Origin of the sequence: Clostridium sp. (assembly GCF_051656525.1) — a bacterium.
Lineage (GTDB): Bacteria > Bacillota > Clostridia > Clostridiales > Clostridiaceae > Clostridium.
The window spans coordinates 1-9,908 of the sequence record NZ_JBOGCC010000205.1 but is presented as its reverse complement, the minus strand read 5'-3'; the positions used below and the strand labels follow the sequence as shown (position 1 = coordinate 9,908).

The following is a 9,908-nucleotide window of genomic DNA, read 5'->3' as shown; positions in this document are numbered from 1 at the left end:
AAAAGGAAGAAGATAGAATGGAAGTATTGTTAGAGAATAAATGGGATAAAATTTTTTATAAGAAACCTCAAAAGTTTAGTAAGTATAGTGATAAAAGATTACTTGCTTATTCTTTAGGAACAAATTTATATATGAATGGTTTTAAGAATTTTTATAAGAAGATAATTGATGGTGAGTTTAGTAATTTAGGAGCTATATCTATTTGTTTTGAGGATGCTACTTGTGAAAGTGATTTAAAGATTTGTACTGAAAATGTTTTTTATATGTTAGGTGAGCTTGTTAATTGGCGTGAGGAAAATAGTGATGTAAGGTTACCTTTAATTTTTATTAGAGTTAGAAATTTAGAGCAGTTTGAAAGTTTTACAAGGGAGATAGATAAGGAAAGTTTAAGGCTTATAACAGGGTTTACTTTTCCTAAGTTTAGTAAAGAAAATGGACAAGCTTATTTTGATATATTAAATAAGGTATCAAAGGAGAATAATGAAATCTTTTATGCAATGCCAATTATAGAGACTAAGGAAGTTATATATAAGGAAACTAGATTAGAGGAATTGGTGAAAATAAAAGAGATTATAGATAGAAATAAGGAGAGTGTTCTTAATATTAGAGTTGGTGGAACTGATTTTTCATCAAAGTTTGGTTTAAGACGTAGCAAGGAAAAATCAATCTATGATATAAGAGTTGTTATGGATGTTTTAGTAGATATTTTAAATATGTTTGGACGTGCTGATGCTGAATATGTTTTATCTGCGGCTGTATGGGAATACTTTTCTTTAGATAAGAATTCACAGGAAATTAGAGGGCTTATAAATGAAATAAAGTTAGATAAGGAAAATGGATTTATAGGAAAAACTATAATTCATCCTCTTCAAGCTAAATATATAAATGCCTTATATGCAGTTAATTATGAAGAGTTTTTAGATGCAATTGAAATATTAGGGAAAAGAGAAGGTGTATTTAAAGGCTATGGAGATAATAAGATGAATGAAGTGAAACCTCATACAGCGTGGGCAAAAGAAATATTAAAAAAAGCAGAAGTATTTGGTGTATTAAATGAAGGATGCACTTATGAAAATCTTTTATAGAAGGGGAGAAAAGAAGGATGTCAATTGAGATTAATATAAGAGAAAATAAATTTAATTTAGATATAAATGATTTAATAGTTATGGGAAAAAGAAGTAATAATGAGAAGAGGAATTTTTTATTTATAAGTAAAGTTTTAGGAAAACATTTAGAGATAAAACCTGAAGTTTGTAGGGAGATAGGAAAGGATTTAGTAAAACTTTTAGATAAAAATAATAGTCCACTAGTTTTAGGATTTGCAGAAACAGCCACAGGAATTGGAATGGCTGCTTCTAGTTATATACAGAACTCTTATTATGTAACCACAACTAGAGAGGAGATAGAGTCAGTAAAATCTATTTTTGAGTTTGATGAAGAACATTCCCATGCAGTAGAGCATAGATGTCTTTTAGAAGAAAGGGACAAACTTTTTAATGCAAAGGAAATAATACTTGTAGATGATGAGATTACAACAGGGAAGTCTATGCTTAATATAATAAGTGAAATAATGAATCATACTAAAGTTAGAGATTTTAAAATAATTACAATTTTAGATTGGAGAAATAAAGAGTATTTAGATTTATATAATGATTTTATTGAGAAGAATAATGTAAATATTGAAGTTCTTTCACTTATAAAAGGTGAAATAGAAATTAAAAGTAAGGAAGTCTATAAAGATGAAGATGGTGAAGAATTAAAAGAAAAATTAGAAGTAATAGATTTAAATATTTTTGAAAGAAGAATAGAAAAGACAAAGTTTGGTGAAGAAAGCTATTTGAAAAACTCAGGAAGATTTGGTGTAAGCTATGACGAGATAATAGGATTAGAAGATAGAGCAAAGTTTGCGGCAAAAGAGATAAATAAGTTAGTTGGAAATGGGAAAATATTAGTTTTAGGACATGGTGAGAATATATACATTCCTTCAAGGATTGCAAGTTATTTAGAGGGAGATATATATTATAAAACAACAACAAGAAGTCCTATATACTGTGAAAAGACTGAGGGGTATCCTATTCAATCTAAAAATGTTTTCTTTAATAAGGGTGTAAAATACTATTTTTATAATAAAGAAATAATTGAAAAAGACTATGACAAAGTAGTTTTAATTATAGAAGATAATTTAAATATAAAGCTAACTGAAAATATGGTTATTGTGAGGATATAGATATGAGAAGTAGTTATAAAGATGATTGTATTTTTTTATTAAAAGAGATTGATATAAGAGAGATTACAATTGAAGAAAAAGAAAAGCTTATTTCAGAAGGAGTAAGTTATTCAGAAATGATTTCTAAGGAAAAAGAGCCTAGTAAAGAGATTATGGATATTTTCTATGAGATGGTAGAAAATGATAAAAAGGAAATTGCTTTATATGTTTCAAGAATTGCAGAGAGAATGTATAAGGAAAAAGAAGATAATCTAGTAATAGTGTCTTTAGCAAGAGCTGGTACACCTATTGGGATTTTAGTTAGAAAATATATAAAAGAAAAATATAATAAAGACATACCTCATTATAGTGTTTCAATTATAAGAGGAAGTGGAATAGATAAAAATGCTATAAATTATATTTTAGAAAATAATCCACAGGGAAAGATTCAGTTTGTGGATGGATGGACAGGTAAGGGCTCTATAACTAAAGAGTTAAAGAAATCTCTTAAGGAATATGAAGGAAAAATAGAAAGTGATTTAGCTGTTCTTGTAGATCCAGCAAGACTTTGTAGAATATATGGAACAAGAGAAGATTTTGGACTTGCAACAAGTTGTTTAAATAGTACTGTAAGTGGTCTTATTAGTAGAACTATATATAATAAAAGATATGTAAAGGAAAATGACTTTCATGGAGCAAAATATTTAAGTTATTTAGAGAATATTGATGTATCTAATTATTTTATAGAGAAGGTTAAAAATGAGTTTAAGAATGTAGTTGTGGAAAACTATGTTTTAGAAGAAATAGATGTGGATTATGCAAATGAAGTAACATTAAAGATAAAAGAAGAGTTTAATGTTAAGGATATAAATAAGATAAAGCTTAGTGTAGGAGAATCAGCAAGAGTATTATTAAGAAGAAAACCAAGAGTAATTTTAGTTAAAGATATTAATGATAGAAATGTTACTCATATAATAAGACTCTCTAAAGAGAATGGTATAGAGATAAAAGAATATGATTGCAGAGGATATAACTGTATATCAATAATTGAGGAATAGATTGCTATAATGGCAGTCTATTTTTTTAACAAAAAAAGAAATATGACATAAAATAAATAAAAACTAAATTTAGGAGAAAAAAATGAAGGAGATTCAGAAGAAAAGATTTATGAAAAATATTGTTATTTTAGGTTTAATAATTTTAGCAGTACCATCAGTATTTTTTGTGAAGTTTAAAGAAATTAAGATAAAGAGATTAAAAGAAGAAATAGAAGAAGCAATGGATAAAGAGGAGTGGAATACGGTAATAAAATTGTATGATGAAATAGTGAAAGATGGTGCTAATAAGAAATTTGAAAAAGATAGAGATGGAGTAAAATTATATTTAGAAGGAAAGGAGTCGTTTGAAAAAGGTAAGGTACAAGAAGCAGAGTATATTTTAAGCAGAATAAATAAGGCTATTTTAAGTAAAGAACTAAGAGTAAGAGTAGAGCTACTTCAAAATGAAGTTTTAAGAAAAGAAAAAGTAGAAGATTTAATGTTTAAAATTAAAGAGGAAACAGTAAAGAAAGAATATATAAAAGCAGATAATTTAATGAAGGAATTAAAAAATGAGGAGCTAACTGAGAAAGAAAAAGAAGAGGTTGTAAAGAGTGAGCTTAAATTACAGGTAGAGCATAAGGAATACAAGAAAAAGATTAAAGAAGAATTTCTAAATCAAGCTAAAGAATTAGAGAAAGAGAAAAAAGGGTATAGTGAATGGAATCTTATGATGAAAGAAGTATTAAATGAACTACAAAGGAATTTAGAGGATGAAAGGGTAAATATACTTCGTGATGAACATAGTATATGGAAGATAAATGAGAGTAAAATAAACAAGGAAAATGAGAAATTGGATAATATAAAAAAGTATGTATATTATTTAATAGAAAAGTTTTAGATTATAAATATTTTAAGAACGTCCTTTGTATAAGCTACATAACTTATATGGAGGAGATGATTTATTTTGCTTGATTATAGTTTAATAAAAAAGATGAATAGTAAAAATATAAGTGTTGATACAGAAAAAACAAAGAAAAGAGTAAAAGAAATCTGGAAAGGGATAAATAAGGAGGAAAGAAATAATGCTATATTAATTGGTGGATTTAGTAACAGTCGTTCTTTTAATAAAACAAGAAAAACAGGGCTTATATCAGTTAGAATGACCCTAGCAATAAGTATAGCTAAGAATATTAATCCTTTTTATATAACAGGAGAAGAAAATAATAAAAATGATTACTCAGAAGAAAAACTTATTAAGTTTATGGAAAATAAAAATGTAAAAGAAAATTTTAAGGTAACAGAAGATTCTTTACTAAAAAATGACTTAAAAGAATTTTTTGATAATGTTTTAGAAAATATTAATAGTGAGAAAATAGAAGAGATGAATTCTTTAAAAAAAGAAGAAGTAATTACATTAATAGATGGACTTTTCATAAAAGAAAGATTAGATGAAAAGAAGATAAAAACATTATTAATAAAGATTATTTTAACAAAATAATGAGAAGAAAAGGCTAAGAAAAACTTAGTCTTTTTTTTATATGAAGATTGTTACCTTTTTGTAAGGGGTTTGTATTTAAAATATAAACAATTCATATAATTTTAAGAATATAATTAAGATATAGAAAAGAAAAAAACATACTTGGAGGATAAAGTAATGAGAGAGATAAAAACAAATTTAGTGCAATTATTAATAGTAAATGGTGATTCAAAAATGATAAGAAAGCTTGAAATAGAAGCTGAAAACAATTATGTATTTGTAATGGATAATGGGAAAGAGATAGTAAGAAGAAAAGATGAGTCATTAGGAAATTATGTAGATAGATATTCAATAGGATTAATGAAAAACTTCTCAAGAAAAAAGTATGAAAAGTTAAAAACACTTTGTAATGAATATAATATTTGTGGAGATTCAAAAATAGTTGAAGAAAGCTTTATAATAGCAGAAGAAACTGAAAAGAAAAATGGAATTATAGTAGCAATAGAAAATATGATAGGAAATTTATTTAGAAATTCAAAGAAAAAGTTCGTGTAGTAAGAACCCTGAGTTTATAGCTTAAATGTAAAAGCAAAAATTCAGGGTTCTATTTATTTAAAAAATAATAAAAGTGAAAAATTTGCACATACTACCTTATATAAGAAAGAGGAAGGTGCAAAGGTATGATAAAAAGAATATTAGGAATTATATTAATAATAGTAATAATTTTAATAGGAATAGGATATTGCTCTGGTAAAAGAAGTATGAAAAATGAAGCTAGAATTGATCTAAATCAGATTAATTCTGAGCTTGTATCTATTGATAATGAGTTAAAAGATTATGGGAATAATATTTTAACTGTATGGAATGATACTAAAAATAATGGGAGTATTAATAAAAAAACAATGGCATCAATAACTAATGTACCTTATGATAAATTTCAAACATTAACAAAGGAGTATAATGATCAAACATATACTGATGGAATTAAGGCAGCAAGAGTTGAGGTAGCATATTATAATAATGTTGGGATGTTTCCAGATATAAAAGAAAGCTTAAATAATATCCAAACAAGATTAAATGACTTTGATGAAAAAGAATCACAGAATTATAAAGATACATTAAATAAATATAATAAATCAATACGATTATTGGCATTATTAAGCAATCCAAGTGGAAATTATAATGATTATAAAAATGCTATTTATGCAAATGAATAAATATTAAAAATGTCTTTAAGAATATTCTTAAAGATTTTTTTATGCAAAATATGAATAATTATGAAAAGTAAAAAATAGAATCTAATAAAGGGGAGGGATAAATTATGAGATATATTTCAGGTAAGATTGGTGGAAAAGAATCTTTAGAGTATGCAAAAAATATAATTAACAAGATAGATGAAATAAGTAGTTTTGAAGTATTTAATGATGAGAAAACACCCTATTATGAGGATTTTGGAATAGGAAAATATTATTATAATTTTGTAGTTAGAGATATTTCAGAAAATGAAGTTTGGTTTGATACGAACTGTGGATATAGAGGAAGTAAACCAAGCATTACTGAGCAGATTTTACAATTACTTGGTGTACGAGATGATTATGATTTATATAATAAAAAGATATTAAAGGTGGATAATTTGAGTTTAGTTCATAATATAAATTTAGTTGTTGTAATAAATAATAGATTATCCTCAAAATTAAAAAAAGTTATGTCTATTAAAGTTAAACCAAATAGTGCAAAAGACAGATATAATTTATTGAAAGCATTAAAGAGTATAGGAAGTTTTAAGGTTTATTCTAGCAAAATGATAGAGTATGAAAATGAATTTAAGGGACTTTATGAAGATAAAAGTTTTGGGATGAATAATGTGAATTTAATTTATTTATTAGATAATAGGTTAAGTAATTTGAAAAAAGAATATCTAAAAGAGATTATAGAGGTTATGATATCTAGAAAAATAGGACAGGCAACAGAGTTTGAAGTAAAGATTTTATAAATTGAGTAAAACATAAAAAAATTTTAGGAGGTATTTATTTAAAAATAACTCCTAAAATGAGTAAAGGTTTAATTAATTATATATTTAAAGGAAGTATAATATTAATATAGATATATCTAGTTAGAAATGTTACAATAAAATTTATAGAATTTTAGAATTAAAATCTTTAAGCTTAAGATTTAATAAACGGAAATGGAGAAAAAATATGAAAAATAAAAATCTTGAAATGATGAAAAAAATATTAGAAGAAAAAAAAGAAAGAACAAAAGAAAAGCAAAAGAGACAAATTCCAAGTAGATATGGAAATCAGAGTGCTGGTTCTGGAAAGATAAATGGTACAGGATACAGTGAGTAAAAATCTTGAAATGATGAAAAAAATATTAGAGGAAAAGAAAAGTAAAGGAAAGAATACTAAAAATACATCAAAAGCTAATAAAGTAGTTGGTGCAGGTTCTTCTAAAGGTGTTAGGGTAGGAAATGGTGGAGGCCTTTTTGATAGATAAAAGTTTTTATGTATAAAAGTTTTATAGTATACATATAATATAAGTGTAAACTTGTTATTAAATAAAGACCACTTTGGTGAGCCGATTTAAAGAGTCTGTTTTCCACAGTGGTTTTTCTTTTATTAAAGTGAATAAGTAATGATAAAAAACAAATAATAAAAGGAAAGAAATTTGTCTTTTTTAATAATGTATTATAAAATATAGAGAATTAACCATAATCTACTTTAGGAGAGAACAAATGAAAAAAAGTAAAGTTATAAATGTAGTAAAATTTCTAATACTAATATTAATATTAGGTGGCGCTATTTCAATATTAATAGCTAATAGACATTTTTTAATGAACTTAAAAATAAGTACAATCATAAATTTTGCAGAATCAAAAAATACAAAGATTTATGCAATAATAGTAACTCTTATTATATTTTTGATTAAGCCTATTTTTGTGATAATACCAAGTAGTATTATAGTAATAGCAAATGGTCTTATATTTGGGCCTATTGAAGGATTTGGAGTTAGTATGATTGGATATTTTATATCAAGTACTGTAGGTTTTTATTTAGCGAGACTTTTAGGTCAGAATTTTATAGAAAGTATTGCAGGAAAAAGAATGACTAATCTTCAAGAGAAATTACATAAAAGACAGTTTTTAATAATGTTTTCTTTAAGAATGATTCCAGTAATGCCATTAGATCCTGTAAGTTATGCATGTGGATTATCGAATGTTTCATATAAAAAATTTATATTAGCAACACTTTTAGGAACAGCACCAGAAACATTATGTTATACATATTTAGGAAAAAACTTTGATAAACCATTTTCACCAGCGTTTATAATACCAATAGTGTTACTTATAGTAGCATTAATAAGTTCACAATTCATACTTAAAAAGATAAATATAAAAAATAAATAAGAATATCCCTACGATAAATAATTGTAGGGATATTTTTTATCTTTCATTTTTGTAAGATAAGTGAAAGTTAAATCGATATTAAAAATTAAGATGGTATATTACAATAAGTACATAAGATAAAAGAAGGAGCGAGATTATGGCAATATTAAATGTAAGAGATGTTGAGAAATATTATGGAAATAAAAAAAATGTAACAAAGGCACTAAAGGGAATAAGCTTTGAGGTTGAAGAGGGAGAATTTGTTTCTATCATGGGAGCATCGGGTTCAGGAAAAACTACACTTTTAAACTGTATATCAACAATAGATAAAATAACAACAGGAAAAATTATTTTAGAAAATGAAGATATAACAAGATTAAAAGGAAAGAAATTAGAAAAATTTAGAGGACAAAAACTTGGATTCATATTTCAAGATTATAATCTTTTAGATACATTAACAATGAGAGAAAATATAGCTTTAGCATTAACTATAAAAGGAGAAAAAGCTAGTTTAATAGATGGAAAAATTGATGAGGTTGCTAAAAGGCTTGGAATCTTAGAAATTTTAGAAAAGTATCCTTATGAAGTTTCAGGAGGACAAAAACAAAGAGTTGCTTGTGCTAGAGCAATAGTTAAGAAGCCGGCACTTGTTTTAGCAGATGAACCAACTGGTGCATTAGATTCAAAATCAGCTAGATTACTTTTAGAAAACTTTGAAGAAATAAATAAGGAGTTAAAAAGTACAATACTTATGGTAACACATGATCCTTTTACAGCTAGTTATTCACATAGAGTCATATTTATAAAGGATGGAAAGATATTTACAGAAGTAAATAAAGAAAATTCTTCAAGAAAAGACTTTTTTAATAGAATAATTGAAGTAGTAACATTACTTGGAGGTGAAACTTCAAATGAACTTTAAACTAGCATTGAATAATGTTAAGAAGAGCATGAAAAACTATGCAATATATTTCTTAACATTAAGTATAGCAGTATGTATTTTCTATGCATTTAACTCCGTGGGAGCACAAGGAAAATTACTTGGAACAAGTGGAGATAAAGAAATTATTGAAGCTATAGGGTCAGTTATTGGATATATTTCAGTATTTGTTTCAGTAGTTTTAGGATGTCTTATTATATATGCAAATAACTTCTTAATAAAAAGAAGAAAAAGAGAATTAGGACTTTATATGAGTCTTGGAATGGGAAAAGGGAAAATTTCTAAAATATTAGTTTTAGAAGAGTTTATTATAGGTATAATATCATTAATATGTGGACTTATAGGTGGAATAATTTTATCGCAGTTTTTAGGGTTATTAACTATAAAATTATTTTCTGTAGGAGCTGAAAAATTCTCATTAGTAATATCAGTTTCAGCAATAGTTCAAACAATAATATATTTTGGAATAATATTTATATTAGTTATGATATTTAATGCTACGATAGTTTCAAAATATAAACTTATAGATTTATTAACAGCTCATAAGAAAAATGAGAAAATAAAAATAAAAAGTCCATTAATATCAGGTTTAATATTTATAATTTCAATAGTAATGCTAGTAGTAGCATATAAGCTAGTAATCAAGTCTGGAATTATTAATATACAAACTTTAGATTTTAAAATGTCTATAGTACTAGGGGTTATAGGAACCGTTTTATTCTTCTATGGATTTACAGGATTTATTGTTCTTGTAATACAAAGAATAAAAGGAATTTATTATAGAAAACTTAACATATTTACAGTAAAACAAATGAATAGCAAAATAAACACAAACTTCATTTCAATGGCAGTTATATGCT

The 9,908-nt window shown here is 25.5% G+C and carries 13 protein-coding genes; all 13 read left to right on the top strand.

What is annotated here, in order from left to right:
- Nucleotides 1–1,085 (top strand): HpcH/HpaI aldolase/citrate lyase family protein (locus ACRDDY_RS10250; RefSeq protein ID WP_438564857.1); only part of this gene is annotated, 1,085 nt, incomplete at its 5' end.
- A 17-nt stretch (nt 1,086–1,102) separates the two neighbouring features.
- On the top strand, nt 1,103–2,227 hold the full coding sequence (locus ACRDDY_RS10245; protein WP_438564856.1) for a phosphoribosyltransferase domain-containing protein: 1,125 nt from the start codon (nt 1,103–1,105) through the stop codon (nt 2,225–2,227).
- Between the two features lie 2 nt (nt 2,228–2,229).
- Nucleotides 2,230–3,264, top strand: coding sequence for a cysteine protease StiP domain-containing protein (locus ACRDDY_RS10240; RefSeq protein WP_438564855.1), 1,035 nt, complete (start codon nt 2,230–2,232; stop codon nt 3,262–3,264).
- Between the two features lie 82 nt (nt 3,265–3,346).
- On the top strand, nt 3,347–4,144 hold the full coding sequence (locus tag ACRDDY_RS10235; protein ID WP_438564854.1) for a hypothetical protein: 798 nt from the start codon (nt 3,347–3,349) through the stop codon (nt 4,142–4,144).
- A 66-nt stretch (nt 4,145–4,210) separates the two neighbouring features.
- Entirely contained in the window at nt 4,211–4,744 is a 534-nt protein-coding gene (locus ACRDDY_RS10230; RefSeq protein ID WP_438564853.1) for a hypothetical protein, read from the top strand.
- A gap of 156 nt (nt 4,745–4,900) precedes the next feature.
- Nucleotides 4,901–5,278, top strand: coding sequence for a hypothetical protein (locus ACRDDY_RS10225; RefSeq protein ID WP_438564852.1), 378 nt, complete (start codon nt 4,901–4,903; stop codon nt 5,276–5,278).
- Nucleotides 5,279–5,403: 125 nt separating this feature from the next.
- On the top strand, nt 5,404–5,940 hold the full coding sequence (locus ACRDDY_RS10220; RefSeq protein ID WP_438564851.1) for a hypothetical protein: 537 nt from the start codon (nt 5,404–5,406) through the stop codon (nt 5,938–5,940).
- Nucleotides 5,941–6,044: 104 nt separating this feature from the next.
- Nucleotides 6,045–6,716 carry a hypothetical protein gene (locus ACRDDY_RS10215; protein WP_438564850.1) on the top strand — a complete coding sequence of 224 codons (672 nt, stop codon included), beginning with the start codon at nt 6,045–6,047 and terminating at the stop codon, nt 6,714–6,716.
- Nucleotides 6,717–6,921: 205 nt separating this feature from the next.
- Complete coding sequence (locus ACRDDY_RS10210) at nt 6,922–7,071, top strand: hypothetical protein (RefSeq protein WP_438564849.1); 150 nt, start codon at nt 6,922–6,924, stop codon at nt 7,069–7,071.
- Nucleotides 7,049–7,219: a hypothetical protein gene (locus ACRDDY_RS10205; protein WP_438564848.1), complete on the top strand. Its 171-nt coding sequence runs from the start codon at nt 7,049–7,051 to the stop codon at nt 7,217–7,219. Before ACRDDY_RS10210 ends, ACRDDY_RS10205 begins: the two co-directional genes overlap by 23 nt.
- 238 nt (nt 7,220–7,457) lie before the next feature.
- On the top strand, nt 7,458–8,129 hold the full coding sequence (locus ACRDDY_RS10200; RefSeq protein WP_438564847.1) for a TVP38/TMEM64 family protein: 672 nt from the start codon (nt 7,458–7,460) through the stop codon (nt 8,127–8,129).
- Nucleotides 8,130–8,262: 133 nt separating this feature from the next.
- Nucleotides 8,263–9,030 (top strand): ABC transporter ATP-binding protein, encoded by a 768-nt coding sequence (locus ACRDDY_RS10195; protein ID WP_438564858.1) that lies wholly within the window; start codon nt 8,263–8,265, stop codon nt 9,028–9,030.
- A partial coding sequence (locus tag ACRDDY_RS10190) for an FtsX-like permease family protein (RefSeq protein WP_438564846.1) occupies nt 9,020–9,908 on the top strand: 889 nt, incomplete at its 3' end. The genes ACRDDY_RS10195 and ACRDDY_RS10190, both read left to right, overlap by 11 nt.

What these genes read in the sequence shown, in the direction of transcription:
- ACRDDY_RS10245 (WP_438564856.1), top strand. Translation starts at nt 1,103, where the DNA reads ATGTCAATTGAGATTAATATAAGAGAAAATAAATTTAATTTAGATATA.
- ACRDDY_RS10205 (WP_438564848.1), top strand. Translation starts at nt 7,049, where the DNA reads ATGGTACAGGATACAGTGAGTAAAAATCTTGAAATGATGAAAAAAATA.
- ACRDDY_RS10200 (WP_438564847.1), top strand. Translation starts at nt 7,458, where the DNA reads ATGAAAAAAAGTAAAGTTATAAATGTAGTAAAATTTCTAATACTAATA.
- ACRDDY_RS10220 (WP_438564851.1), top strand. Translation starts at nt 5,404, where the DNA reads ATGATAAAAAGAATATTAGGAATTATATTAATAATAGTAATAATTTTA.
- ACRDDY_RS10240 (WP_438564855.1), top strand. Translation starts at nt 2,230, where the DNA reads ATGAGAAGTAGTTATAAAGATGATTGTATTTTTTTATTAAAAGAGATT.
- ACRDDY_RS10235 (WP_438564854.1), top strand. Translation starts at nt 3,347, where the DNA reads ATGAAGGAGATTCAGAAGAAAAGATTTATGAAAAATATTGTTATTTTA.
- ACRDDY_RS10215 (WP_438564850.1), top strand. Translation starts at nt 6,045, where the DNA reads ATGAGATATATTTCAGGTAAGATTGGTGGAAAAGAATCTTTAGAGTAT.
- ACRDDY_RS10210 (WP_438564849.1), top strand. Translation starts at nt 6,922, where the DNA reads ATGAAAAATAAAAATCTTGAAATGATGAAAAAAATATTAGAAGAAAAA.
- ACRDDY_RS10225 (WP_438564852.1), top strand. Translation starts at nt 4,901, where the DNA reads ATGAGAGAGATAAAAACAAATTTAGTGCAATTATTAATAGTAAATGGT.